20 protein-coding genes and 3 pseudogenes are annotated in these 26,102 nt (G+C 70.7%); 13 read left to right on the forward strand and 10 right to left on the reverse strand.

Annotation, left to right across the window (positions count from 1 at the left end; all coding sequences use genetic code 11):
* The first annotated feature begins 71 nt into the window (after positions 1–71).
* On the forward strand, positions 72–1,097 hold the full coding sequence (locus tag ACGFWE_RS39635; protein ID WP_352392136.1) for an ATP-dependent 6-phosphofructokinase: 1,026 nt from the start codon (positions 72–74) through the stop codon (positions 1,095–1,097).
* Positions 1,098–1,158: 61 nt separating this feature from the next.
* On the opposite strand, the gene ACGFWE_RS39640 is transcribed toward ACGFWE_RS39635, so the two are convergent.
* A complete protein-coding gene (locus tag ACGFWE_RS39640) occupies positions 1,159–1,863 on the reverse strand; it encodes a helix-turn-helix transcriptional regulator (protein WP_352392135.1) in 705 nt (234 codons plus the stop codon).
* A gap of 187 nt (positions 1,864–2,050) precedes the next feature.
* On the opposite strand from ACGFWE_RS39640, the gene ACGFWE_RS39645 reads away from it, so the two are divergent.
* The gene (locus ACGFWE_RS39645; protein ID WP_393605120.1) at positions 2,051–2,500 is read left to right on the forward strand and encodes a PPOX class F420-dependent oxidoreductase; all 450 of its coding nucleotides are present in this window, start codon (positions 2,051–2,053) and stop codon (positions 2,498–2,500) included.
* A gap of 169 nt (positions 2,501–2,669) precedes the next feature.
* On the opposite strand, the pseudogene ACGFWE_RS39650 reads toward ACGFWE_RS39645, so the two are convergent.
* The 3 genes and pseudogenes from ACGFWE_RS39650 to ACGFWE_RS39660 all read right to left on the reverse strand — a co-directional run.
* Positions 2,670–2,842 (reverse strand): annotated as a pseudogene (locus ACGFWE_RS39650) (ABC transporter substrate-binding protein); the annotation flags it as partial.
* 21 nt (positions 2,843–2,863) lie between these two features.
* Positions 2,864–3,556: a response regulator gene (locus ACGFWE_RS39655; RefSeq protein WP_352392133.1), complete on the reverse strand. Its 693-nt coding sequence runs from the start codon at positions 3,554–3,556 to the stop codon at positions 2,864–2,866.
* Positions 3,557–4,143: 587 nt separating this feature from the next.
* Positions 4,144–5,820 (reverse strand): annotated as a pseudogene (locus ACGFWE_RS39660) (ATP-binding protein); the annotation flags it as partial.
* A 151-nt stretch (positions 5,821–5,971) separates the two neighbouring features.
* On the opposite strand from ACGFWE_RS39660, the gene ACGFWE_RS39665 reads away from it, so the two are divergent.
* Positions 5,972–7,348, forward strand: a complete 1,377-nt coding sequence (locus tag ACGFWE_RS39665; protein WP_352392132.1) for a cation:dicarboxylate symporter family transporter — start codon at positions 5,972–5,974, stop codon at positions 7,346–7,348.
* A gap of 136 nt (positions 7,349–7,484) precedes the next feature.
* Here the strand turns inward: ACGFWE_RS39665 and ACGFWE_RS39670 are convergent, their stop codons facing one another.
* Complete coding sequence (locus ACGFWE_RS39670) at positions 7,485–8,102, reverse strand: TetR/AcrR family transcriptional regulator (RefSeq protein WP_393605123.1); 618 nt, start codon at positions 8,100–8,102, stop codon at positions 7,485–7,487.
* A gap of 110 nt (positions 8,103–8,212) precedes the next feature.
* Between ACGFWE_RS39670 and ACGFWE_RS39675 the strand changes: the two genes are divergently transcribed.
* The 3 genes and pseudogenes from ACGFWE_RS39675 to ACGFWE_RS39685 all read left to right on the forward strand — a co-directional run.
* Entirely contained in the window at positions 8,213–9,883 is a 1,671-nt protein-coding gene (locus ACGFWE_RS39675; RefSeq protein ID WP_393605125.1) for an MFS transporter, read from the forward strand.
* Between the two features lie 76 nt (positions 9,884–9,959).
* Positions 9,960–10,760 carry a DUF2127 domain-containing protein gene (locus tag ACGFWE_RS39680; protein WP_393605127.1) on the forward strand — a complete coding sequence of 267 codons (801 nt, stop codon included), beginning with the start codon at positions 9,960–9,962 and terminating at the stop codon, positions 10,758–10,760.
* Positions 10,761–10,840: 80 nt separating this feature from the next.
* A pseudogene (locus ACGFWE_RS39685) lies at positions 10,841–11,088 on the forward strand (hypothetical protein); the annotation flags it as partial.
* Here the strand turns inward: ACGFWE_RS39685 and ACGFWE_RS39690 are convergent.
* A complete protein-coding gene (locus ACGFWE_RS39690) occupies positions 11,040–12,020 on the reverse strand; it encodes a helix-turn-helix domain-containing protein (RefSeq protein WP_393605129.1) in 981 nt (326 codons plus the stop codon). The pseudogene ACGFWE_RS39685 and the gene ACGFWE_RS39690 overlap by 49 nt on opposite strands.
* Before the next feature lie 190 nt (positions 12,021–12,210).
* Here ACGFWE_RS39690 and ACGFWE_RS39695 point away from each other — a divergent pair, with 190 nt between their 5' ends.
* A complete protein-coding gene (locus ACGFWE_RS39695) occupies positions 12,211–13,554 on the forward strand; it encodes an MFS transporter (protein ID WP_393605131.1) in 1,344 nt (447 codons plus the stop codon).
* An 827-nt stretch (positions 13,555–14,381) separates the two neighbouring features.
* Here ACGFWE_RS39695 and ACGFWE_RS39700 read toward each other — a convergent pair.
* Positions 14,382–14,936, reverse strand: coding sequence for a hypothetical protein (locus tag ACGFWE_RS39700; protein WP_352392126.1), 555 nt, complete (start codon positions 14,934–14,936; stop codon positions 14,382–14,384).
* A gap of 453 nt (positions 14,937–15,389) precedes the next feature.
* Here ACGFWE_RS39700 and ACGFWE_RS39705 point away from each other — a divergent pair, with 453 nt between their 5' ends.
* Positions 15,390–15,668, forward strand: coding sequence for a hypothetical protein (locus ACGFWE_RS39705; RefSeq protein WP_352392125.1), 279 nt, complete (start codon positions 15,390–15,392; stop codon positions 15,666–15,668).
* 103 nt (positions 15,669–15,771) lie between these two features.
* Here the strand turns inward: ACGFWE_RS39705 and ACGFWE_RS39710 are convergent, their stop codons facing one another.
* Entirely contained in the window at positions 15,772–16,710 is a 939-nt protein-coding gene (locus ACGFWE_RS39710; protein WP_393605133.1) for an NAD-dependent epimerase/dehydratase family protein, read from the reverse strand.
* A 45-nt stretch (positions 16,711–16,755) separates the two neighbouring features.
* Here ACGFWE_RS39710 and ACGFWE_RS39715 point away from each other — a divergent pair, with 45 nt between their 5' ends.
* The 5 genes from ACGFWE_RS39715 to ACGFWE_RS39735 all read left to right on the forward strand — a co-directional run bounded on the left by ACGFWE_RS39715 (position 16,756) and on the right by ACGFWE_RS39735 (position 21,933).
* Positions 16,756–17,265: an Lrp/AsnC family transcriptional regulator gene (locus ACGFWE_RS39715; protein ID WP_352392123.1), complete on the forward strand. Its 510-nt coding sequence runs from the start codon at positions 16,756–16,758 to the stop codon at positions 17,263–17,265.
* Positions 17,266–17,294: 29 nt separating this feature from the next.
* Positions 17,295–17,723 carry a MerR family transcriptional regulator gene (locus ACGFWE_RS39720; protein ID WP_390005842.1) on the forward strand — a complete coding sequence of 143 codons (429 nt, stop codon included), beginning with the start codon at positions 17,295–17,297 and terminating at the stop codon, positions 17,721–17,723.
* Complete coding sequence (locus tag ACGFWE_RS39725; RefSeq protein ID WP_352392122.1) at positions 17,720–18,052, forward strand: thioredoxin domain-containing protein; 333 nt, start codon at positions 17,720–17,722, stop codon at positions 18,050–18,052. The genes ACGFWE_RS39720 and ACGFWE_RS39725 overlap by 4 nt, the downstream gene beginning before the upstream one ends.
* A gap of 188 nt (positions 18,053–18,240) precedes the next feature.
* Positions 18,241–20,481, forward strand: a complete 2,241-nt coding sequence (locus ACGFWE_RS39730; protein WP_393605239.1) for a HelD family protein — start codon at positions 18,241–18,243, stop codon at positions 20,479–20,481.
* Between the two features lie 54 nt (positions 20,482–20,535).
* The gene (locus tag ACGFWE_RS39735) at positions 20,536–21,933 is read left to right on the forward strand and encodes a cytochrome (protein WP_352392121.1); all 1,398 of its coding nucleotides are present in this window, start codon (positions 20,536–20,538) and stop codon (positions 21,931–21,933) included.
* A 19-nt stretch (positions 21,934–21,952) separates the two neighbouring features.
* On the opposite strand, the gene glgB is transcribed toward ACGFWE_RS39735, so the two are convergent.
* Together glgB and ACGFWE_RS39745 are read right to left on the reverse strand one after the other, a co-directional pair.
* Entirely contained in the window at positions 21,953–24,637 is a 2,685-nt protein-coding gene (gene glgB / locus ACGFWE_RS39740) for a 1,4-alpha-glucan branching enzyme (protein ID WP_393605136.1), read from the reverse strand.
* 32 nt (positions 24,638–24,669) lie between these two features.
* Positions 24,670–26,058 carry a maltokinase gene (locus ACGFWE_RS39745; protein WP_393605138.1) on the reverse strand — a complete coding sequence of 463 codons (1,389 nt, stop codon included), beginning with the start codon at positions 26,056–26,058 and terminating at the stop codon, positions 24,670–24,672.
* Between the last annotated feature and the right edge of the window lie 44 nt (positions 26,059–26,102).

The following is a 26,102-nucleotide window of genomic DNA, read 5'->3' on the forward strand; positions in this document are numbered from 1 at the left end:
GGTGCTGTGCGGGACGTGAAAGAATCGGACCTGGCTCACCGGTACCAACAGCGAGCAGGAGACACAGCACGATGCGCATCGGAGTTCTCACCGCAGGCGGCGACTGCCCGGGGCTGAACGCAGTGATCCGGTCGGTCGTGCACCGAGCGGTCGACAATTACGGCGACGAGGTCATCGGTTTCGAGGACGGCTACTCCGGCCTCCTGGACGGCCGCTACCGCGCCCTCGACCTGGACAGCGTCAGCGGCATCCTGGCCCGAGGCGGCACCATCCTCGGCTCCTCCCGCCTGGAGCGCGACCGGCTGCGTGAGGCGTGCGAGAGCGCCTCCGACATGATCCACGAGTTCGGCATCGACGCGCTGATCCCGATCGGCGGCGAGGGCACCCTCACGGCCGCCCGCATGCTCTTCGACGCGGGTCTCCCGGTCGTCGGCGTCCCGAAGACGATCGACAACGACATCTCCTCCACCGACCGCACCTTCGGCTTCGACACCGCGGTCGGCGTCGCCACCGAGGCGATGGACCGCCTCAAGACCACCGCCGAGTCCCACCAGCGCGTGATGGTCGTCGAGGTCATGGGCCGGCACGCGGGCTGGATCGCCCTGGAGTCCGGCATGGCCGCCGGCGCCCACGGCATCTGCCTGCCCGAGCGCCCCTTCGACCCGGCCGACCTGGTCAAGATGGTCGAGGAGCGCTTCGCCCGCGGCAAGAAGTTCGCCGTCGTCTGCGTCGCCGAGGGCGCCCACCCCGCCGAGGGCAGCATGGACTACGGCACGGGCGAGATCGACAAGTACGGCCACGAGCGCTTCCAGGGCATCGGCACGGCCCTGGCGTACGAGCTGGAGCGGCGGCTCGGCAAGGAGGCCAAGCCGGTCATCCTCGGGCATGTGCAGCGCGGCGGCGTCCCCACCGCGTACGACCGGGTCCTCGCCACCCGCTTCGGCTGGCACGCCGTGGAGGCCGCGCACCGGGGCGAGTTCGGCCGGATGACCGCGCTCAAGGGCACCGACATCGTGATGGTGCCGCTCGCGGAGGCGGTCACCGAGCTGAAGACGGTCCCGAAGGACCGGATGGACGAGGTGGAGTCGGTCTTCTAGGCACGCGTCGGGCGGTCGCCGTTCCAGGGCCGTCCGTCGGCCGCCTGTCGGCCGTCCCGTTCTACGGCCGTGTCTCGACCGCCTCCCAGAACCGCTCCACGATCTCGGCCAGGAACTCCTGGCCGGCCTCGCCGGAGCGTTCGCCGCCCCCGCCCCAGCTCAGGGTGGACACCATCTGCCCCTGGTACTGCCGGTGCAGGTCCATGAGGGTCTCCTCCACCAGGCGCCGGTCCAGGGGCACGATCTTCGCGATCTGACGGACGTAGGCCTGCCAGCGGGTGCTGACCGCGCCGCGCAGGCATTCGGCGAGCCGCTTCTCGCGTCCTGTGACGGCGACGAAGTCCGGCAGGGTCAGCTCCAGCAGGTCGGCGAGGGCGGCGGACTGGCGGTCGGTGCCGCGCCACTCGTCGTGTTCCTCCATGCCGAGGTAGGCGAGCAGTTCGAGCCCCACGGCACGGGCCACGTCCTCGGGGGCGATGCCGCGCGCGACGCGGTGCTCGCGCAGGGTGCGGGGGCGGCCGATGAGTTCACCGGGGGAGCACCACAACACGCCCGCGAGAGCGGTGAGTTCCGGACTCGTGGGGCAGAGGGTCCCGCGTTCCCAGGCGACGACGAGATCGGGGGTGACGTAGGGGAGCCCGTACGAGACGCGCAGCCCGTAGGCCACGTGCTCGGGCCCCATGCCGAGGGCGACACGGAGTCTGCGGGCGGTGAGGTTGTCGAAGGGCGGTCCGGGCTGGTTCGGCAGGGCGGGTGGTCGGCGCACGGCCCACAAGCTAGGGGCGCGGGCGTGCGGTGACTACGGTCTGTTCGGCCAGTATCACGGATTGTGCGAACCTACGGTTTCGGCCGTGGGTTCGGACCGGCCGAAGATCGTCTGTCGGCGGCGCGGGCGCGGTGGCGAGGATGGCGCCGGGCGCCCGCACGGGTGGCCGGAAAGAGGTGCGATCTTCGTGTACGAAGTGAATGGCAAGGTAGAGGGGCATATTCGCGAGCGGCTGCTGGCGCCGAACTTCTGGCATCTGGCGACCGTGGGTCCGGACGGAGCGCCGCAGGTCTCGCCCATGTGGGCGGACCTCGAAGGTGAGTACGTCATGGTCAACACGGCGATCGGACGTGTGAAGGAACAAAACCTGCGGCGCAATCCGAACGTCTCCCTCTCCCACCACGCCCCCGAGAACCCCTACGACCGTGTCGAGATCCGGGGTCGGGTGGTGCGGTTCGTGGAGGGCGAGGACGCGGAGCGCTCCATGGACCGGCTCACGCAGAAGTACATCGGCGAGGAGCGCTACCCGTGGCTGCTGGCTGGCGAGCGGCGGGTGATGCTGCTGATCGAGCCGGTGCGGGTGCGCAGGGTGGTGGGGGTGGAGCCGTTCCGGCCGGGGGTGCTGCCGGAGGAGTGAGCACGCGCTGCCAGTGACTCGCTGACGCCCCGTGAACCTTGACAGCGTCGGTGGCCGGCAGTTGTGCTCCGGGTTCGTGGTCGTGGTCGTCCGTGCGGGTCAGCCGCGTCTTCCCGGTTCGTGGCCTTCACCCCCGCCCTGAAGGGCGGAACACTGGCCAAGATCAGAGGTAGACCAGGTCGGGCGCGGTCTTCACGGAGCGGAGCATCTGCTTGCCGGGGTTCGCCTTCTCGAACTGCTTCTTGACGTCCGCGAGATACGCGAGATAGTCGTCCATCACGTGCTGCCGGAACCGCCTCCGCAGGCGGTGAGGGCGGATGCGGCGAGGGCGGTGGCGAGCAGGGAGGGAAGTACGGCGGAAGGCTAGGGCTGCTGTCGGGTGACCCATCGGTACTGCAACTCCGGGCGCCCCACCGTCCCGTACTGCGGGCTGCGGGCCGCCCGGCCGGCGTCGACCAGATGCTCCAGGTAGCGGCGGGCCGTGATCCGGGAGATGCCGACCACCTCGGCGAGACCGGTCGCGGTGAGCCCCTCCGCGCAGTCCCGCAGCGCCACCGTCACCCGCTCCAGGGTCGGCGCGCTGAGCCCCTTCGGCAGGGCTGCCGGGCCCGGCGCCCGGAGTGTGGCCAGCGCGCGGTCCACCTCCTCCTGACCGCTCGCCTCACCGGCCGACGCGTGGAACTCCGCGTACCGGATCAGCCGGTCCCGCAGGGTGGCGAAGGTGAACGGCTTCAGGACGTACTGCACGACCCCCAGCGAGACGCCCTCCCGTACGACCGTCAGGTCCCGGGCCGACGTCACCGCTATCACGTCCGCCTGATGCCCGGCCGCGCGCAGCTGACGGGCCAGCTGGAGGCCGTGCCCGTCCGGCAGATGCAGATCGAGCAGGAGCAGGTCCACGGCCGTACGGTCCAGCAGCCGCCGGGCCTCGGCACCGGTGTGCGCCTTGCCCACCGCCGTGAAGCCGGGGACGCGGTTGACGTACAGCACATGCGCGTCGGCGGCGACCGGATCGTCCTCGACGACCAGGACACGGATGGGCTGCGGGCCGGTCATATGTGGCCTCCGGGGAGGGTGGCACCTTCGGCGGCCGGAGAGCCGTGGGGCGGCGGGGGGTCTTCCGGAGCTGTGGGGCGCTGGGGAGGGGCGGGGGCTGCCGGGTTGTTGGAGGGTCCGGGGGCTGGGGAGATTTCCCGGACTGTGGGGCTCGCGGGGGCCGGGGAGCTGTCCGGGGCCGTGGCGTGTTCGGGGACCGTAGAGCTTTCCGGGACCGTCGAGGTTTCCCAGAGCGTGGCGCTTGCGGGGCTCGGGAAGCCATCCGGGCCTGTGGCGTGTTCGGGCGCCGCAGATCCATCCGGGCCTGCAGCGCCTTCCCGGACCGTGGCGCTCTCGGGCACCGCAGCCCCTTCCGGTCCCGCCGCGCCCTCAGACTCCGCCGCATCTTCGAAGCGGGCCGTGTTCTCGGAACCTGCCGCGTTCTCGAAGCGGGCCGTGTTCTCGGAACCTGCCGCGTTCTCGAAGCGGGCCGTGTTCTCGGAACCTGCCGCGTTCTCGAAGCCGGCCGTGTTCTCGGAACCTGCCGCGTTCTCGAAGCGGGTTGTGTTCTCGGAACCTGCCGCGTTCTCGAAGCCGGTCGCGTTCTCGGAACCTGCCGTGCCCTCGAAGCCCGCCCCGCCCTCAGGCCCTGTCACCCGCTCGAGCCCCTCGGGCTCGCCCCCCAGCGGGAGTCGTACCTCGAATTCCGCGCCGCCTCCCTCGGCCTCCGCCACCGTCAGGGTTCCCTTGCAGCGGTTGACCGTCTGTCGTACGAGTGCGAGGCCCAGGCCGCGGCCGCCCGGGCCCGCCGGCTTCGTCGAGAAGCCGCGCCGGAAGACCGCCTCGGCGTGGGCCGGGTCCACGCCCGCGCCGGTGTCCGAAACCCGCAGCACCAGCCCGCGCCCGCCCGCGCCCTCTGCGTACGCCGTCACCGTCACCCGCGCCCGCACGCTCCCCTGCGCCGCGTCCACCGCGTTGTCGATGAGGTTGCCGAGGATCGTGACCAGGTCCCGGGCGGGGAGCGTGTCCGGCAGCAGCCCGTCGTCCAGGCGGCTGTCCTCCGACACCACCAGCTCCACGCCCCGCTCGTTCGCCTGCGCGGTCTTGCCCAGCAGCAGGGCGGCCAGCACCGGTTCGCCCACCGCCGCCACCACCTGGTCCGTGAGCGCCTGCGCCAGCTCCAGCTCCGCCGTCGCGAAGCCCACCGCCTGTTCCGCGCGGCCCAGTTCGATCAGCGAGACGACCGTGTGCAGCCGGTTCGCCGCCTCGTGGGCCTGCGAGCGCAACGCCTGGGTGAAGCCGCGCTCGGAGTCCAACTCACCCATCAGGGACTGGAGTTCGGTCACATCGCGCAGGGTGACCACGGTGCCGCGCTGCTCTCCGCCGGAGACCGGGGAGGTGTTGACGACCAGGACCCGCGTGGACGTCAGATGGACCTCGTCGACCCGTGGCTCGGAGGAGAGCAGCGCCCCCGTCAGCGGCGCCGGCAGCCCGAGGTCCGCCACCGACCGCCCGATCACCCCGTCCTGAGAGGACACGCCCAGCAACTCCCGTCCGCCGTCGTTGATCAGCGCGACACGGTACTGCCCGTCCAGCATCAGCAGCCCCTCGCGCACCGCGTGCAGGGCGGCCTGGTGATAGTCGTGCATCCTGCTGAGCTCGGCCGCGTTCATGCCGTGGGTGTGCCGGCGCAGCCGGGCGTTGACGACGTAGGTACCGACGGCGCCGAGCGCGAGCGCGCCGCCCGCGACGCCGAGCAGGGCGGCGAGCTGCCCCTGCACCCGCTCGCTGATCTTCTCGACCTGGATGCCGGCGCTGACCAGCCCGATGACGTGCCCGCGGTCGTCCTTGACCGGGGTGACCGCCCGGACCGAGGCGCCCAATGTGCCGGTGTAGGTCTCCGTGAAGGTGTGGCCCTTGAGCGCGCGCTCGGTGTTGCCGAGGAAGTGCTTGCCGATCTCCTTCTGGTCGGGGTGGGTCCAGCGGATGCCCTGCGGACTCATGATCGTGACGAAGTCGACCTCGGTGTCGGCCATGACCCGCAGCGCGTACGGCTGGAGCCGTGCCGTCGGATTCGGCGTGCCGATGGCCTCCCGCACGGAGGGCGAGTCCGCGACCGCCCGCGCCACGGCCCTGGCCTGAACCCGCGCCGCGTCCTCGGCCTGGCCCCGGTCGCTGACGTAGGTGAACAGCGCGTACCCCGCCACGACCACGGCGATCAGCACGGCCTGCATGGCGAAGAGCTGGGCCGCGAGGCTCCGGGGTCTCGGTACGGGGATGCGCATGTCGTCAGTGTGCCTCCATGGCTGATTGTGAACTAAATGAACGGAAGGGTGACCGCCCTCACAGGGCGGGAGATAGTCACGGCATTCCTTCAGAAGCCCGGACGTGAGCCGCACGCCGGTCATACCGACGAAGACGTCAAGGAGGGCAGCCGTGGCCGCCAGCACCCCCGAGAGGGCACCCGCAGTCAAAAAGGACCGCACTCACTACCTGTACATCGCGGTGATCGTCGCGGTTGCCCTCGGTATCACCGTCGGTCTGGTCGCCCCCGACTTCGCGGTCGAGCTGAAGCCGATCGGCACCGGGTTCGTGAACCTGATCAAGATGATGATCTCGCCGATCATCTTCTGCACGATCGTGCTGGGCATCGGCTCGGTGCGGAAGGCCGCCAAGGTCGGCGCGGTCGGCGGTATCGCCCTGCTCTACTTCACGATCATGTCGCTGGTCGCCCTGGGCATCGGCCTGGTCGTCGGCAACATCCTGGAGCCCGGTACGGGTCTCGCGGTGACCGACGCGATCAAGGACGCCGGCCACGCACAGGTGGACGCGGAGGCCAAGGACACCACCGAGTTCCTGCTCGGCATCATCCCGACCACGATCGTCTCCGCCTTCACCGAGGGCGAGGTGCTGCAGACCCTGCTCATCGCGCTGCTCGCCGGCTTCGCGCTGCAGGCCATGGGCTCGGCCGGGCAGCCGGTCCTGCGCGGGGTCGAGCACATCCAGCGGCTCGTCTTCCGCATCCTCGCCATGGTGATGTGGGCCGCCCCGATCGGCGCGTTCGGCGCCATGGCGGCGGTGGTCGGTTCCGCGGGCGTCGACGCCCTCAAGAGCCTCGCCGTCCTGATGCTCGGCTTCTACGTCACCTGTTTCCTCTTCGTCTTCATCGTGCTCGGCGTCATGCTGCGGGTGATCGCGGGCCTCAACATCCTCACGCTCTTCAAGTACCTGGGCCGTGAGTTCCTGCTGATCCTGTCGACCTCGTCGTCGGAGTCCGCCCTGCCCCGGCTCATCGCGAAGATGGAGCACCTGGGCATCAGCAAGCCGGTGGTCGGCATCACCGTCCCGACCGGCTACTCCTTCAACCTCGACGGCACCATGATCTACATGACCATGGCGTCCCTGTTCATCGCCGACGCCATGGGCACGCCGATGTCGGTCGGTGAGCAGATCCCGCTGCTGCTCTTCCTGTTCGTCGCCTCCAAGGGCGCGGCCGGTGTCACCGGCGCCGGCATGGCGACCCTCGCGGGCGGTCTCCAGTCGCACAAGCCCGCCCTGGTGGACGGCATCGGCCTGATCGTCGGCATCGACCGCTTCATGAGCGAGGCGCGCGCCCTGACCAACTTCGCGGGCAACGCCGTCGCCACCGTCCTGATCGGCACCTGGACCAAGGAGATCGACCGCGAGCGCGTCGACCAGGTGCTCGCCGGTCACCTGCCCTTCGACGAGAAGACGCTCCTCGACCACGACGACGAGGACGTCACGGCGGACATCCCCGAGCAGGGCGGCGAGAAGGAGCTGGCCAAGGCCTGACCGGCCGGACGCCGATGGCCGTACGGCCACACAGAGCCGGGTCGGGCCCGACCTGAACCCGGGCCCGGCTCCCGCCCCGGGCGGCCGAGTACTCCCCCGTAGCTCGGCCGCCCGGACCCACTCCCCGAAGAACAGCTCAGTCGCTCAGTTTCGCCACCAGCGCGGTGGCCAGAGAGGCGGGTACGCCCGCCGCGGTCAGAACGGTGACCGCGGCGGAGCGGCCCGCCTCTTCCGTGTCCAGCAGGCCGTGGTTCACCGCCTCCATCACCGCGAACATCATCTGCTCGTGGACGTATGCCAGCGCGGGCGCCGGCAGCGGTGAGACGAAGACCCCCTCGTCCAGACCGCGCTGGAGCAGTTCGGTGGCGGCCTGGCGCACGGGGGCGAGCCGCTCGATGATGCCCTCCATCGTGACGCTGCGCTGGGCGAGCGCGACCAGGATCCGGTAGCGGTCGGCGACCTTCCAGACCGCGAGCACGGAGCCCGCCACGGCCTGCGCCAGATCGTCGATCCCCTCGCGCCCCGCCGCGTCGGCGGCCGCCACCGCCTCCACGGCCCCGTCGACGAGCGTGCTGATCAGCGCCTCACGGCTGGGGAAGTGGCCGTACACGGTCCGCCGTACAACGCCTGCGGCGCGCGCGATCTGGTCCATGGACGCATCCGGGTCGCGCAGCAGCTCGGCGAGTGCGACATCGAGGATGTGACGGCGGTTGGCTTCGGCGCGAGGTGAATGGCCCGTGGTCATGGGCGTCATTGTGCCCCTCCCGGCTGAACTTGCACACGGTTGTGCAGTAGGCGTACATTGCACAGCGTTGAGCAAATGCACATCACTGTGCAAGACCGCTGAGGAAGGCCACCTCTGCCATGCGACTCGTCATGACCGAACCGGTCGAGAAGATGGAGCGCCCCTACGCCCGCCGCTGGTGGGCCCTTCTCGTCCTCTGCCTCAGCCTGCTGATCATCGTGATGGCGAACACCGCCCTCACGGTCGCGGCCCCCGACATGACCGAGGACCTCGGGCTGTCGAGCGCCGACCTCCAGTGGGTCATCGACGGCTACACCGTCCCGTACGCCGCCCTGATGCTGCTGTTCGGCGCGATCGGCGACAAGTACAGCCGCCGCGGCGCGCTGCTGCTGGGGCTCGGGGTCTTCGGCGGCGGCGCGGTCTTCGGATACTTCGCCGACAGCGCCACGACCGTCATCGCGGCCCGCGCGGTGATGGGCACCGGCGCCGCGATGATCATGCCGGCCACGCTGTCCCTGCTCGCCGCGACCTTCCCGCGCGGTGAGCGCGCCAAGGCGATCACCGTGTGGACCGCCACCTCCGGCGTGGCGATCGCGGCCGGTCCGCTGGTCGCGGGCGCACTCCTGGAGCACCACGCCTGGACGTCGACGTTCCTGATCAACGTCCCCATAGCCGCCGTAGCGATCGTCGCGGCCCTCGTCCTCGTCCCGCCGTCCAAGGCCGCGAAGCACGGCCGCATCGACTACGTCGGCGGCCTGCTGTCGGTCGTGTGGATCGGCGCGCTGGTCTACATGATCATCGAGGGCCCGCACTTCGGCTGGCACGCCAGGGCGATCGCCGCCGCGCTGGTCGCGGCCATCGGTCTCGCCCTCTTCATCCTCTGGGAGCTGCGCCACCCGCGCCCCGTCGTCGACGTCCGCCGCTTCACCGACCGCGGCTTCGCGGGCGCCAACCTCGCCGTCGCCCTGTTCTTCCTGGCCGTCTTCGGCGCCTTCTACTACCTCACCCAGCACCTCCAGTTCGTCCTCGGCTACAGCGCCCTGGAGACCGGTCTGCGCATGCTGCCGCTGGCCGGCGCGGTCTTCGTCGGCTCCGCCCTGACCGGGTTCCTCACCCCGCGGGTCGGCATGAAGTGGACGGTCACCGCGGGCATGGTCGGCGGCACGGCGGCCCTCGCGCTGCTCACCCGGATCGACGCGAGTGCGTCGTACGGCGATTTCGTCGCGCCCCTGACGGTGCTGGGCCTGGCGATCGGCCTCGCCCTCTCGCCCGCCACGGACGCGATCATGGGAGCCTTCCCCGAGTCCGAACTGGGCGTCGGCGGCGCGGTGAACGACACCTCGATCGAGCTCGGCGGCTCGCTCGGCATCGCGATCCTCGGCTCGCTGCTGGCGACCTCCTATGCGGACCACCTCTCCGACGCCACCGCCGGCAGCAGGCTCCCGGCCGCCGCCCTGTCCTCCGCCCAGGACTCCGTCGGCGCCGGATACGCCGTCGCGCAGGGCATCGGCGAGAAGGCCCAGCAGGTCGCGGCGCAGGCCGCCGGGGCCACCGACCCGCAGCAGGCCGCCCAGCTCAAGGCACAGGCCGGGCAACTCGCCTCCGGCGCCCGGCAACTGGCGGACGCGGTCGGCTCGTCCTTCTCCGACGCGGTGGCGCACACCAGTCTGATCGGGGCGACCGTGCTGGGTGTCGGGACCGTCCTGGTCGCGGTGCTCCTGCCCGGCCGCACGTCCACGGAGCCCACCCCCGGGGCCGAGGCGGAGAAGGAACTGGTCGACACCCACTGACTCACCGAGTTCTTACCCGGCCCCACTAGCGTGCCGTCCCCGGACGGCACGCTCTTTCATCGGAGGCACACGGGGGATGAAGATCGACTGGGACCGGCGGACGTGCGCACGCCGCGGGCATGTGACGTACGCGCCGGACGAGCCCCGCCTCAGGGAGCGGCTGCATGTCGAGACCGCCGTGGGCGGGGCGTGGCGCTGCCTGCGCTGCGGCGACTTCGCCCTCGGGGAGCCGCACGGCTCGGGACCCGCGGACCACGCGCCCCTCGTCCCGCGCGGCAAGGTGCTCAGGGACCTGTTCGTGCTGCGCTTCCTCGCGCTCGAGCGGGCCGTGCGCGGGGTGTTCATCGTGCTGGCCGCGGTGGCGGTGTGGAAGTTCAGCAACAGCCAGGACGCGGTGCGCCGGCTCTTCGACGAGTATCTCGACGTCTTCCGGCCGGTGTTCAGGCACTTCCACTACGACCTGGACCACTCACCGATCGTCGACACCGTCCAGAAGACGTTCGGGTACAAGCACAACACCCTGGTCCTGGTGGCCGTGCTGCTGCTGGCCTACGCCCTCATCGAGCTCGTCGAGGCGGTCGGCCTCTGGTACGCCAAGCGCTGGGCGGAGTACCTGACGGTGGTGGCGACGGCCGCCTTCCTTCCGCTGGAGATCTACGAACTCACCGAGCGCATCAGCTGGCTGAAGATCGCCACGCTGTTCCTCAACATCCTCGCCGTCCTCTACATCCTCCTCGCCAAGCGCCTGTTCGGCCTGCGCGGCGGACACCGGGCCTTCGAGGAGGAACGGCACAGCGCGTCACTGCTGGAGGTGAAGGAGGCCGGCGGGCTGAGCGAGCTCAGCGCACCGGGTCAGGGGTCCCGGCACCGCCCCTAGGCCGGTTCGTTTGGATCATCTGATCGTTGGTCCGGGGGTGCCGTCTGCCGGAGAAATACGGCAACTGGCGAGGCATCTGCAACCGGCTTCGACGGGGCAGCCGGGGCGGCAGGCCGCCCCCGCTTCGACCGCGAGACCTACAAGAATCCGCAACACTGTCGAGCGGTGCATCAACCGCCTCAAGCAGTGGCCCGGCATCGCCACCCGCAACGAGAAGACAACCACCATCTACCCGGCCCGCCTCCACATCGCAGGCATATTGACGAAAGTCCCTGAGCGTCACCGGTGGTTGCCGAGGAGTCGTTCGGCGAGCTCCGTGCGGAGGTAGAGCACGCTCCGGCCGGCCCGGTGCGAGACGGCCAGGCCGGCCGCGCGTAGAGCCGTGAGGTGGTGGGAGACGGTCGGCGTCGGCATGCCCGTGCGTTCGGCGAGCTCCGTGGTGGAGGCCGGGGTGCCCAGCTCCGTCAGCAGCATGGCCCGGGACCGGCCCAGGACACCCGCGGCCGCCTCCGGCACGGGGACGCGGCCGCGCTCCCACAGGGTGCCGATGCCTCGTGCCGGGTAGACCAGGCCGGGCTGGTCGGGCGGGGTGCTCTGGGAGAAGACCCCCGGCCACACGAATACCGAGGGGACCAGCACCAGGCCCTGCCCGCCGTTGAGGGCGCGACTGGCCTCGTACCCGGGGTGGGCCACGCGCAGGATGCCGTTGTCCCAGCCGACCGACGGGTGCAGGTCGGCGAAGAGCGCCTCGGTGCCGCCGCGGGCGATCAGGCGTCCGCGGCGCAGGATCTCGCCGTCCAGGAGGCGGACGATGCGCGGCCAGTGCGGCGCCAGCGCGGCCTCCCAGTAGGCGCGGATCTCGTCCGCGAGCCGGGCCAGGCCGCGGGCCGGAGCCTCGTACAGCTTCGCGACCTCGGCGGCAAGCGGGGTGGAGATGCGGTCGAGGTCGGACCGGACCGCCTCCGGTCTCGTCTGCAGCAGACGGTCGAGCTCGTCGTCCAGCGTCGGCTCACCTGACTCCGGTACCGGCGTGAGGAAGTCCGGCACATATGCGGCCGGTACGGGCACCAGTGCGGCGAGGAGCGGGCACTGCACCTGGTCGGTGGCGAGCCGGTCGCCGGCGTCACGGGCCCACCGCTGGTGCAGGGCGTGCCGGCCGGGGTCCTTCAGCGACTCGATGCTGGTGACGACCTCCCACAGCGGTGACCGGGCGAACCGTGAACGGGCGAGGTCGCCGGCGGAGAACTCGAGCGTCAGCACGCTCCGTCCCCGCGTCCTGTGCTTCGTCCGTGGATTCGACCACGATGAAATCTCTTGGCCCGCGTTCCGGACACCCACAGGCTGGTCGACAGATCGCCACCGTGCCCCGTCGGTCCGCGCCTCATGCGACCGCGCCCCTCCCCGTCCTGTGGCCGCCCCGCGCGGCCTTGCCCGAGAGGCTTCCACACCCATGTCCGAAACAGCTGCTCAGGAACGCGAGAGCTTTCTGCAGCGCGGGTTTGCCCTGCCCGACATGCGCGGCAACCGGAAGATGGTCAACGCCGCCGTCGTCGACAGCATCGGCTCCGGCCTCATTCTCGCCTTCATCCTCGTCTACTTCGCCAGGACCACCGACCTCTCGCTGCCCGCGATCGGCGGCGCGCTCACCCTGGCCCGGTTCCTGGCCGTGCCCACCGCGATGGTCGTGGGGCCACTGATCGACCGCTGGGGGGCGCGGGTCGTCGCTCTGCTGGGCAACGTGATCTCGGCCGTCGGCTACGCCGGGTTCCTGCTCGCCGACGACCTCTGGCAGATCGTGGTGGTGGCCTTCCTGACGCAGATGGGCGGGGCGACGTACTGGACGTCCAGCAGCGGCCTGGTGGTGCTCGCCTCGACGCCGGAGCGGCGGCCGCGCTGGTTCGCGCTGCTGCACATGCTGCGTAACAGCGGCCTGGGGATCGGAGGCGCCCTCGGCGCCCTGCTGATCGGTTTTGACGGCACCACCGGGCTGAGGCTCCTGGTCGTCTCGAACGCGGCCAGCTATCTGGTCGCCGCGCTGCTGCTCGCACTGTGGCGGCCGCCGATCGCCGCCGTCCAGGCCGCGACGCGCCAGAAGCAGGAGCAGGCGCGGAAGGAGCAGCAGGAGGAGAAGGCGGAGGAAGCGGTGAAGTCCAAGGCCAAGGGCGGTTATGGGACCGTGCTGCGCGACAAGCGGTACATGCTGCTCGTCGGCATCAACATCAACTTCGTGTTCGCGGCGCTGGTGCTGAGCCTGCTGATCGCGGTGTTCGTGACCGAGGGCCTGGGGCAGGCCGCGTGGATCGGCGGTGTCCTGCTCGTCCTCAACAGCGTGCAGGTCGCGGCGACCCAGACGCTCGTGAACCGGCGCCTCGAGCGGTACCGGCCGATCCGGGTGATCGCTGCCGGAAGCCTGATCAACGCCCTCGCCTTCGGGATCTTCGCGGCGCTCGGCCTCGCCCCGGCCTGGGCGGCGGTGGTCGGCCTGTTCGTCGCCATGGTCCTCTACAACTTCGCCGAGACCGCCGCGACCCCGTTCTCCGAGGACCTGTCGGTGTCCCTGGCCCCCGAGCACCTGCGCGGCCGCTACCTGGCCGTCTACCAGCTGTCCTGGACCTTCGGGCAGACGGTCGCACCCCTGTTGCTGACCCTGCTGCTCGATCGGGGCGCCGCTTGGCCGTGGGTGTTCCTGATGACGCTCGGACTGCTGGCGGTGCCCGCCCTGCTGCTGCTCGAGCGGATGGTGGAGGCGGCCAACGGTCCAGAGCCGCGGCTCTGCGTTTGCCAACAACCTTGACCAAAGCCGTTGACCAGCAAGCGCCGGCAAGGTCGCAGCCGCTGGATGCCTTGGTTTCACCAGCGATTCTCTTGAGTGACCGTCGGATCCCACCGTGCCACAGATAGCGAGCGTCGTGAGCGTCGCCGGACCCCGTACGGCCGGGGCCCGCCTCAGTGCCGCGGTCACCACCATGCCGCTCATGACCCGCGCCACCACGGAAACGAGACCCGAGCCAGTTGAGTCGAACCGGCCTCCTGGCCCGATTCTCATAAACGGAAACGAAACGAAACGAAATGAAACGACGGCGACGATCCTTTGCCCGAGCGAGATCAAACGCGGAGGCCCGGCGACCGCGAAGCGCCGTTCCGGTTCGCAGAACCCGTTCTCACTCAATTGTTTGTGACAGCCTCCGGGGCATGACGGTCCCTCAAGAAGCCTTCCCGGGCGACGCGGACGACGTCGAGCGCCACCCCTGCCCGCGCTGCCGGGCCGAACCCGGCTCACCGTGCCGCTCGCGCTCCGGCGCGGTCGCCGGCACCTACCACACCGGCCGCTTCACCAAGGTTCCCCGGCTCGCCGAGCTCCTGCGCAAAGGCCAGGCCCTAGCGTCGCGAGCATCTACCGGGCGCGCACCCAGCACGAGAAGCAGGAGGCGTATCCCGAAGCCGTCGCCCAAGCGCACGCCGACTTCGCCGACCTCCAGGACGCCGACGACATCCCCCGCCCCCGCCGAGTCCGCATCCGGCGGCCGGACGACCCGCTCACCGCAACACCAGCCGGACCATGATCCATCTCAACGGCACTTTCTGTACCGCAACTACAACTGCCGCGATCTGCGCCGACCCTCAGCTGCGCCTGCTTGACGGAAGGTCCGTGTCGTCCAAGGCGGCCCGCGCCGCCGACGTGAAGCTGCCGAGGCGCTCGGAGACCATGGTCACCTCGACGGCGTGACGCTCAACGAAGTTGACGTTGCGATCCGGGGCACCCGAGGAGTCGCGCCAGGCGAGAAGAGTCGTATGCATCGAGTGGAGCCCTAGGTGGACGCTATGGGCGGCCTGCTCCACTGACTCGGGCCCCTCGACTGCGAGGCCGGCCCAAGCTGCCTGTACCAGAACCAACTGATCTTGCGCGATCTGGAGCCGCCGATCAGCGTTCGCGACATCGGGGGCATCGCCTATCAGCGCTCGTGCAGCCATCTTGAGAGCGCTGCGCGACTCGTTGGCCGGGGCTAGGAATGCGCTGTACGCGTCTCGCCGCAGTTGTCTGCGCCACTGGGCGTGCTCGACCTTGGCCTGCCCCTCCAACTGCCGCCGAGTCGACCCACTGGAGATCGCCGAGGCCGCAACCGTGCCGAGAACGCCTACCGTCGCACCCAGTAACGCCGCAAGTCCCTGGTCCATGCGGGGGATTATTCACCCTGGCGACCACACACGGTCACCGGCAGGGCGGGTCCCACGGGAATTGGCGACAGTTGAACAGGCGACCCCACCAGTACCGGGGCCAGGATCCGATGGGCCCGCGCCCGTGTCGCTTCGAGGGGCGCCCGCCGACGTGGGCGCCCCTGTCCCGGTGTGGTTCCGCGGTGGGTCTCAGGGCCTCAACGGAAGGAGCCGGCCACCAGGCCGGCGGCAACGTTCACGCGATTCCAGGCGTTCACCGACGCGATGGCCATCACGAGGGCGGCGAGCACATCCGGGGTGAAGTGACGGGAGGCGGTGTCCCAGACATCATCGGGTACTGCCGGTCGCCGAGATCGTCGCCAACCTGCGCTCGATCATCGGCTCCCGCCGCCCCCACCGACCACCTCGCCCCACGAACCCCTCCTCGACCCCCTCGTCCACGGCCAGGACATCGTGCTCGCCCTCGGCCGTGAGCGCCCGGTGCCGCCGGCTGCCGCCCGGGACGCCGCCGAGCGGGTGTGGACCATGCGCTTCCCGCCCCGCCCCTGGCCCCCGCCGAAGGCCCGCCTGATCGCGACCGACATCGAGTGGACGCGCGGTACCGGGGAGGAGATCCGCGGTCCGATCACCTCCCTGCTCCTGCTGCTCACCGGCCGCCCGGAAGCGGCTCGGCAGTGGGCCGAAGGTGCCGGGGAGCCGTGGACGGGGGTCACGGCTTCCCGGGGTGCCTAGCGGTGCCTAGGCGCGCCTACGGGGGTGACGGTTCGGGTTGTCGGGCGGGTGCGGGTGTGTTGTGGCTGGTCGCGCAGTTCCCCGCGCCCCTGGGGGGGTGCAGTCACCCCGCGTCACTACGAACTGCTCGCTCGGTCTCCTTTCCCAGGGTTTCGGCCACGGCTCGCGGCAGCCATTGGTGTACGCCGGTGAAGGTGAAGCCGAGGCGGGTGGCCCGGGAGTTGTCCATGCCGTAGGAGCGGGCGAAGGAGAACGGTGAGACCTCGCCGAGCTCGACCAGTTGGAGGAGGATTTTGCCCTCGGGGAAGTGCGCGGCGACCGTCCTGCACAACTCCTCCGTGCCCAGCAGCCCGTGGGAGGCCGCGTTCACCGGCCCGGTGAAGTCCTGGCCCACCGTCCAGGCGAGGAAGTCGGCGATCTCCTCGACGTGGATGTAGGTGGCGGGCTGGTTGTCGACCGGGACGGCGATGGGCTCGCCGGTGCGGATGCGGTCGGCGTAGTGGGTGAGCCGGCCGGTGAAGTCGTCGTCGCCGCCCAGGACGTGGGCCACGCGGACCGTCGTCACGGGAAAGGCGGGGTCCGTCGCGAAAACGGATTCCGCCTGCCGCTTTCCCTCGCCGTAATGGGAATCGAGGAATGCGGGGTCGTCCCAGGGAAGCTCGAAATCGACGGATACGGTCGTCGGGTCGACGGCGTCCTCCCGCACGAGGGCGATCGAGTCCTCGTATTCGTACACCTCCACGGTCGAGGTCATCACATAGCGCCGGGCGCGTCCGGCGAAGACCCGGCGGGCGATCGCCGCCTGGCGCGGCGTGTAGCAGACCTGGTCGACCACGACGTCGAAGGTGCGGGAGCCCAGGGCACTGAGCAGCGCGCTTTCGTCGTCGCGGTCGGCGAGCAGGTGAACCGCCCCGGGCGGGGGTGGGGACGAGCCCCGGTTGAGGACCGTGACCCGGTCGCCGGCGGTCAGCAGGCGTGCGATCAGGCGCTTGCCGGCATAGCGGTTGCCGCCGATGACCAGTACCTCACGGGGAGTTTCCATGACCATAATTCTCCCGGCGTACATCTGCGTATTGAAGGGGGAACCATGGGAGTTCAGGCGTCGGCACCGAAAGAACCACGGCAGCTGCGCCCTGCCGCCGACGAAACCTCGGTGGCCTTCGACGCGCTGGACCGGCAGATCCTGGAGCTCCTGCAGACCGACGGCCGGATCAAGCTCAGTGAGCTGGGCCGCCGGGTGCGGCTGAGCCCGGCGGCGGTCACCGAGCGGGTGCGGCGGCTGGAGGCGGCAGGCGTGATCGGCGGCTACGGCGCTCACGTGGTCCCGGCCCGGCTCGGCTACGGCATCCAGGCGTTCATCCGGGTCAGCCCGCACGGCGGCTACACCCTGAGGCATCCGAGGACCCTGGAACTGCTGGAGCGCCCCGAGATCACCGAGGCGCACCACGTGGTCGGCGAGGACTGCTGGATCCTCAAGGTCGCCGTCCGCGACACCGTCCACCTGGAGGAGGTCCTCGAAGCGGTCTCCGCCCTCGGCCGCACCACGACCTCGATCGTGCTGACCACCCCGGTCCAGCGCAAACCGCTCTTGCCTTGACGTCGGCGTAAAGGATTACGTTCGTGGACATGCGAATCGGCGAGCTGGCCGCACGGGCCGGGACCACGACGCGGACGCTGCGCTACTACGAGGCGCGGGGCCTGCTGCCCGCGCGGCGCGGCCACAACGGGTACCGGACCTACGACGAGGACGACCTGAAGCTGCTCCGGCAGATCCGGACGCTCCAGGACTTCGGGTTCGACCTGGAGGAGACGCGGCCGTTCGTGGAGTGTCTGCGGGCCGGTCATCCCGAGGGCGACTCGTGCCCCGCCTCACTCGCGGTCTACCGGCGCAAGCTCGGTGAACTGGACGCGCTGATCGGTGAGTTGCAGACCGTGCGGGCCCAGGTCGGGCAGCAGTTGGAGCGGGCCGAGCGGGCGCGTGACGGGCTCGCCGCCGACGCGGAGGTTCCGGGCGGTCCGGAGCCGGAGTGCGAACTGGGAGGGATCCACAGGTGATCAAGGCAGCGGGTGTGGCCGAGGTGACGGACGCGGACTTCGAGACGGAGGTGCTCGGGTCGGAGCTGCCGGTGCTGGTGGAGTTCACCGCCGACTGGTGTCCGCCGTGCCGGCAGATGGGGCCGGTGCTCACGGCTCTCGCCGCGGAGGAGGGCGAGCGACTCAAGGTGGTCCAGCTGGACGTCGACACCAATCCGCTGACCACAAACGCCTACAGGGTGCTCTCGATGCCCACCTTCATGGTGTTCCGGGGCGGGGAGCCGGTGCGGTCGATGGTGGGGGCGCGGCCCAAGCGGCGGCTGCTGGAGGAGCTGACGGACATCCTGTGAGCCTGCGGTGAGCTGACGCAATACAGAGAAATCCCCCGAGCGATTGCGCTCGGGGGATTTCTCTGCGTATATTCAATGATTCGCGACTTCATGCCGGTCCATAAAGCATGGGTCGCAAAGAAGCTCAGTGAGCAGAGTATATCCGGGCGGGAGTGGAATTGTCAAACACCGGCTTTCCGGACGATGAATTGCGGCAGGAACAGGAATTCATCGACGGGCTGTACGCACATGTGGACGCCCTGCGCGGCGACACCGAGGACTCCGTCACGGACGCGCTCGCCCAGGGCAACACCCCCATGCAGGCCCGCCTCGAGCGGGACATCCTGGTCGCCGAGCGCTCGGGACTGCTGGCCGCGCTGAACGCGGTCGACGGCTCCCTCTGCTTCGGCCGGATCGACATCACCTCGGGCACCACCCATCACATCGGCCGGATCGGGCTGCGCACCGAGGACGCCGAACGCACCCCGATCCTCATCGACTGGCGGGCCGACGTCGCCCGTCCCTTCTACCTGGCCACCGGCCACACCCCGATGGGCCTGCGCCGCCGCCGGCACATCGGCACCGAGGGCCGCCGGGTGACCGACCTGCACGACGAGATCCTCGACCTCGGCGACCAGGAGCGGACCGGCCACGAGGACCCGAGCGGTGACGCCGTCCTGCTCGCCGCGCTCAACTCCGCGCGCACCGGCCGCATGAGCGACATCGTGCAGACCATCCAGGCCGAGCAGGACGAGATCATCCGCGCACCCCATCGCGGGGTGCTGGTGGTCGAGGGCGGGCCGGGCACCGGCAAGACGGCCGTCGCCCTGCACCGGGCCGCGTATCTCCTGTACGAACACCGGGAGTTGCTGGCCAAGCGGGCCGTGCTGATCGTCGGTCCCAACCCGGCCTTCCTCGGCTACATCGGCGAGGTGCTGCCCTCGCTGGGCGAGACCGGGGTGCTGCTCGCGACGGTCGGGGAGCTCTTCCCCGGCGTGAAGGCCACGGCGACCGACAGCCGCGAGGCGGCCGCGGTGAAGGGACGCGCCGCCATGGCGGACGTCCTCGCCGATGTCGTACGCGACTGGCAGGCCCTGCCCGACCCGGTGATCGCCATCGAGCACGACCGCGAGATCCTCATGCTCGACGACGGCCTGGTGAAGGTCGCGCGTGAGAAGACCCGCGCCGCCCGGCTGCCGCACAACGTGGCCCGCGAGCACTTCGAGGGCCACATCCTCAACACGCTCACCGACATGGTCGCCGAGCGCATCGGTACCGACCCGTTCGACGGGACGAACCTGCTGGACCCGAGCGACATCACGCAGATCCGCGACGAACTCGCCGAGAACCCCGAAGTCTGGGCCGCCATCGAGCAGTTGTGGCCGCGCCTGACCCCGCAGCGACTGGTCGCGGACTTCCTCGCCGACCCCGTCGGCTACCTCCCCGACGAGGACGCGGCCGCCATCCGCCGCCCGGTGACCCGGGGTTGGACGGTGGCGGACGTGCCCCTGCTCGACGAAGCGGCCGAACTCCTCGGCGTGGACGAGCGGGTGGCTCGCGCCCGGGCCGAGCGCGAGCGGGAGACCCAGGTCGCGTACGCGCAGGGCGTGCTGGACGTGTCGTACGCCTCGCGCACCTACGAGTTCGACGACAAGGACGAGGAGGACTCCGAGATCCTGTCCGCGCACGACATCATCGACGCCGAGCGGTTCGCCGAGCGGCAGGAGGAGGACGACCACCGCAGCGCCGCCGAGCGCGCGGCAGCCGACCGCACCTGGGCGTTCGGGCACATCATCGTCGACGAGGCGCAGGAACTGTCGCCGATGGCCTGGCGGTTGCTCATGCGGCGCAGCCCGACCCGCTCGATGACCCTGGTCGGCGACCCGGCGCAGACCGCGGAGGCGGCGGGCGTGGGGTCGTGGCAGGAGATCCTGGAGCCCTACGTCCAGGACCGCTGGGAGCACGCGAGGCTGGGCGTCAACTACCGCACCCCGGCCGAGATCATGGAGCTCGCGGCGGCCGTGGTGCGCGCCTCGGACCCCGGCTTCGAGCCGCCGAGCTCGGTGCGGTCGACCGGGGTACGGCCCTGGGTGCGGGCCGCCGACGACCTGCCCGGCGCGGTCGCGGAGGCGGTGAAGGAGCTGACCCCCGCCGAGGGGCGGCTCGCGGTCATCGCGCCGCGCCATCTGCACCGCAGGCTGGCGGCCCGGCTCGACGGGGTGACGGCGGGCGCGGAGCCGGACCTGACGCGGACCGTCGTACTCCTGGACCCCCGGCAGTCGAAGGGGCTCGAGTTCGACTCCGTGCTCGTGGTCGAGCCGGCGCTGTACGGCACGAGTGACCTGTATGTGGCGCTGACCCGGGCGACCCAGCGGCTGGGGGTGCTGCACACGGGCCGGCTGCCGAAGGCGCTGGTCGACACATCAGTTCCGGGGATCACCAAGACGTAACAGTTCACGCCATGGTCACTGCTTGTGCACGGCCGGTGCGGTATGCGTTGCGGTATGGAAGCCCACTCCGACGCGACCCCGCCGGCCGACGGCCCCGTACTCGGGTCGCTGTCCGTCGAGCCGCTGCTCACCGCCGAGTTCGACGTCGACCCCGGGGCGGTGTACGAACGGCTGCGCGGCACCTACGGGCCGGTCGCGCCGGTCGGTCTGCTGGGGGTGCCGGTGTGGCTGGTCCTCGGGTACACCGAGGTGACCGAGGTGCTGCGGAACGAGAACCTGTGGCGGCGGGACATCCGGTACTGGCGGGCGCGGGCCGAGGGGCGGCTGCCGCGGGACTGGCCGCTGCTGGCCGGTTACGAGGTACGGCAGATGATGTTCATGGACGACGAGGAGCATCTGGGGGCCCGGCGAACGCATCACTCGGCACTGAGCCCCTTCCAGGACGCGCGGAGTCCGGAGGGGTGGGAGCTGCGGGCCGCGGTCACGCGGTACGCCGACGAGCTGGTCGGGATGCTGGCCGCCGAATCGGGGACCGTGGGTTTCGCCGATCTCGGGGCGCAGTTCACGCGGCCCCTGCTGCTGATGGTCACGACCAAGCTGTTCGGCTGCCCTGTGGAGTTGGGCGACGAACTGGTCATGGACCTGTGGCGGATGCTGGACGGCGGACCCGGCTCGGCACCGGCGACGGCGCGTGCGCTCGGGGCCTTCACCCGGCTCGCCGCGCATCGCAGGGCCCGGCCGGGTGACGACCTCACGTCGTACATGCTGCTCGCGGACCCCGGGCTGAGCGACGAGCAGCTCGGGCGGGAGCTGTTCATGAACGCCGTGTACCTGAACGACATCACCGGGAACATGGTGCTCAACACCCTGCTGGAGGTGCTGCGGGGGAACGCGACGGTCCGCCGGAGCCTGTCGGCGGGGCAGCTGGGAGAAACGGTCAACCGGGCGGCGCTGGCGAATCCTCCGGTGGCCAACATGTGCTTCCGCTTCGCGGCGCGGGATGTGCGGTTGGGGGAGGTGTGGGTGCGGGCGGGGGACGCGGTCTCCCCCTCCGCCGCGGCGGCCCACCGCGACCTGCTGGCTATCAGCTCCTCGCACCTGGTCGGATCGACGGTGTCCACCCGGGCGCATCTGGGGTGGGGCGCGGGCCCGCACCAATGCCCGAGCGCGGCGCGGGAGTTGGGCGGGACGATCGTGGCGACCGCGGTGGGAAGAGTGCTGGATCACTTCGTCCGCGCGGAGCTGACCCTGCCACCGGATCAGTTGCCGTGGCGGTCGGGGCCGGTGGTGCGGGGGCTGCGGTTGTTGCCGGTGCGGTATGAGCTGGAGGCGGGGGTGTTCGCCGTACCCCGGCACACGACTCCGTCGGGGACGCCGGTGGCGTCGCCGACGGAGCCTGAGCCCCGCGGGCTGCTGGCGATCCTGCGCAAGCTGATGCTCGGCGGTCGCTGAGGTTCCCCGTCCACGCCTCCTACGCCGGCCTCAGCCACACCGTGGCCAGGGGTGGCAGTGTCACCTGGATGCTGGCCGGGCGGCCGTGCCAGGGCTGGGGGTCCGGTTTGAGGATGTCGGGGTTGGTGACGTCGCCGCCGCCGTACTTGGCGAGGTCGGTGTTCAGGGACTCCAGCCAGGCCGGGACGTCGTCCGGGGCGCCCAGGCGGTAGTTGGGGCGGACCACCGGGGAGAGGTTGGAGACCGCGAGGAGCGGGGAGCCCTCCGCGTCGTAGCGGAGGAAGGCGAAGACGTTGTCCTCGGACGCGTCGCCGACGATCCACTGGAAGCCCGCGGGGTTCGTGTCGCACTGCCAGAGGGCCGGGGTGTGGCGGTAGACAACGTTCAGGTCGCGGACCAGGTCGCGCACGCCCCGGTGCTCGGCCTCCGCGCCGTACGCCGGATCCAGCAGCCACCAGTCGGGGCCGTGGGCCTCGGACCACTCGGCCCCCTGGGCGAACTCCTGGCCCATGAAGAGGAGTTGCTTGCCGGGGTGCGCCCACATGAAGGCCAGGTAGGCGCGCAGGTTGGCCCGCTGCTGCCACCAGTCGCCCGGCATCTTCGAGACCAGTGAGCCCTTGCCGTGCACGACCTCGTCGTGGGAGATCGGCAGGACGTAGTTCTCGCTGTACGCGTACACCATCGAGAACGTCATCTCGTGGTGGTGGTACTTGCGGTGCACGGGCTCGTGGGCCATGTAGTCCAGCGAGTCGTGCATCCAGCCCATGTTCCACTTCAGGCCGAAACCGAGCCCGCCGAAGCCGCCCGGGCCCATGTGATGCGTCGCGCGGGTGACCCCGTCCCAGGCCGTGGACTCCTCCGCGACCGTCACCACGCCCGGGACCCGCCGGTACACCGTCGCGTTCATCTCCTGGAGGAAGTCCACCGCGTCCAGGTTCTCCCGGCCGCCGTGCACGTTCGGGACCCACTGGCCCGGCTCGCGCGAGTAGTCGAGGTAGAGCATCGAGGCGACCGCGTCGACCCGCAGGCCGTCGATGTGGAACTCCTCGCACCAGTAAATGGCGTTCGCCACCAGGAAGTTGCGGACCTCACGGCGGCCGTAGTCGAACTCCAGCGTGCCCCAGTCGGGGTGGGCCGAGCGGAGCGGGTCCTCGTGTTCGTACAGGGGGCGGCCGTCGAACTCGGCGAGCGCCCAGTCGTCGCGCGGGAAGTGGGCCGGCACCCAGTCCATCAGGACGCCGATACCGGCCTGGTGGAGCGCGTCGACCAGGTACTTGAAGTCGTCCGGAGTGCCCAGGCGTGCCGTCGGCGCGTAGAAGCCGGTGACCTGGTAGCCCCAGGAGCCGCCGAAGGGGTGCTCGGCGACCGGCATCAGCTCGACGTGGGTGAAGCCCATGTCCTTGACGTAGGCGGGCAGTTGCTCGGCGAGCTGACGGTAGGTCAGGCCCGGTCGCCAGGACGGGAGATGGATCTCGTAGACCGAGAAGGGGGCCTCGTGGGCAGGGGCGCCGGCCGCCCGGTTCGCCAGCCACTCCTCGTCCTGCCACTCGTGGTGCGAGGCGTGGATGATCGAGGACGTGTTGGGCGGGACCTCCGTGCGGCGGGCCAGCGGGTCCGCGCGCAGGGTCTTGGAGCCGTCGGGGCGGGTGATCTCGAACTTGTACAGCTCGCCCTCGCCGACCCCGGGCACGAACAGCTCCCAGACCCCGGTGCCGCCCAGCGAGCGCATGGCGAACGCCGAGGGGTCCCAGAAGTTGAAGGTGCCGGCCACCCGCACACCGCGCGCGTTCGGCGCCCACACCGTGAAGCGTGTTCCCGCCACGCCCTGGTGGGTCATGGGCTGCGCGCCCAGCGCCGTCCACAGCTGCTCGTGCCGGCCCTCGCCGATCAGATGCAGGTCGAGGTCGCCGAGCGCGGGCAGGAAGGCGTACGCGTCCTCGGTCTCCTGGACCGTCTCCTCGTACGCCACGAGCAGCCGGTAGGAGGGCACCTCGCTCAGGGGCACCAGGCCGGAGAAGAAGCCGTCACCGTCGTCGTGCAGTTCCGCACGCACGTCCCCGGCCACGACCGTGACGCCCGTGGCGTAGGGACGGAACGCCCGGAAGGCCACCCCGCCGGGAACGCGGTGCGCGCCGAGCACCCCGTGCGGATCGTGGTGGGTGCCGGACAGCAGCCGCTCCCGGTCGCCGCCGTCGAGGGCGGGGGAGACGGGCACCTCCGACGGCGGAACGGACGCAGGGGCGGTGGCCTCTTCGGCAGCGACCGGCGCGACCGGCTCCACGACGGCGTCCTCGGCGACCACCTTCGGCGCCACGGTCTTCTTCGCGGTCACCTTCTTCACTACGGCCTTCTTCACTACGGCCTTCTTCGCCGTGGTCTTCTTGACGGCTGCCTTCTTGGCGGTCGCCTTCTTCACGACAGGCTTGTCGACGGCCGCATCCTTGACCAGCGCCTTCTTGGCAACGGCCCGCTTGGCAACGTCCTTCTCGGCGGCGGCCTTCTTCGCGCCGACCTTCTTGGCGACCGCCTTCACGATGCCCGCCGCGTCGGCAGCCGTCTTCCCGGCACCGGCCTTCTTCGCGGGCGCCTTCTTGGCCACCGGCTCAGCCTTCTTCGCCGAGGCCTTCGTGGTCACTGCCTTCTCCGCGGCCTTCTTCTTCACAGTCTTCTTCGGGTCCGAACCGCTGGGGGTGGGCGGAGTCACGGGTGGAGCCTCCTCGGCGGGAGTCGGGTCGGTCAGATCAGGTCGGTTGTCGCGTACCGCGCGACCGCGGCCATGGGCACCTGCAGCCAGTCCGGGCGGTGCCGGGCCTCGTAGACGACCTCGTATATGGCCTTGTCGGTCTCGTAGGCGCGCAGCAGCACCGGGTCGGTCCGCGGGTCCACGCCGCTGACCTCGGCGTATCCGGAACAGTACGCGGCCCGGCAGGCTTCGGCCCAGCCCGGTACCGGCAGATCGGTCGAGTGTGCCGCGTAGTCGAAGGAGCGCAGCATCCCGGCGATGTCCCGGGCCGTGGGCTGCGGCAGCCGGCGTTCGGAGAGCGGCTTGGACGGCTCGCCCTCGAAGTCGATCAGCGACCAGTGCCCGGCGGCCGAGCGCAGGCACTGGCCGAGGTGGAGGTCGCCGTGGATGCGCTGCGCGGTCCAGGTGCTGCCCTCGGCGGCGAGATCGCCCAGCGCGGTGAAGGCGGAGCGCAGGCCCGGAGCGTGCGGCCGGAGCGCGGGCACCGCCTGTACGGCCGCCTCCAGCCGCTCGATCATGCCGTCGACCAGCAGGCGCAGCTGCTGGTGGCCCAGCGTCACGGTGGGCAGCGCCCGGGCGAGCGCGGTGTGCACCTCGGCGGTGGCCCGCCCGAGCGCGTGCGCCTCGGCGCTGAAGTCCTCGCCCTTGGCGAGCTCCCGCAGGGCCAGCTCCCAGCCGTCCGAGGCGCCCTGTACGAAGGGCTGGAGCACGCCGAGCGTGTACGGCTCTCCGTCCAGCTCCGCCCGCAGCCACCCCGTGGGCGCGGGCACCCGGGGGCAGCCCTCGCGGGCCAGCGCCAGCGGCAGCTCCAGGTCGGGGTTGACGCCGGGCACGACCCGGCGCAGGAGCTTCAGGATGAACGTATCTCCGTAGACGATCGACGAATTGGACTGCTCGGCGGTCATCACCCGGGCCACCAGGCCCTCGCGGATCTCCTGCTGCGGGTCCCGCCCGAAAGACAGCCCGCCGATCCGGGTCCCGGAGCGGATCGCCTCCAGGAGCAGTTCGGCGGGCAGTGGGTCGTAGAGGGCGTCGTACGCGGTACGGCCGGTGAGCGGGCCCTCCTCGGCATGGCCGATCAGCGCGGGCGCCAGCCGGGGCGGCAGCGCCTCGCGCACGCCTATGAGGAGCTGATAGCAGTCCCCGGGGTGCGGCGCGGCGCCCACGGTGAGCGGCTGGTGGGCGCGGACCAGCAGGTGGTAGAGGCCGAGCTTGGCGGTGGGCGGCAGCAGCTCGGTGGCCGCCACCAGGGAGAACCCGGTGACCGGGCGGCCCTTGCCCGCGAACCAGCGCTGCCGTGGCAGCCACTCGCGCAGGAGTGGATCAAGCGAGGCGAGGATGCCTGAACTTGTCGTGGCGGTGCGGGTGACGGCTTCCGACATGGGGTGGCGTCCTTTCCCCGGGCTGGCTGGTCGGGGTGTTACTG

Origin of the sequence: Streptomyces sp. NPDC048523, assembly GCF_043199815.1 — a bacterium.
Lineage (GTDB): Bacteria > Actinomycetota > Actinomycetes > Streptomycetales > Streptomycetaceae > Streptomyces.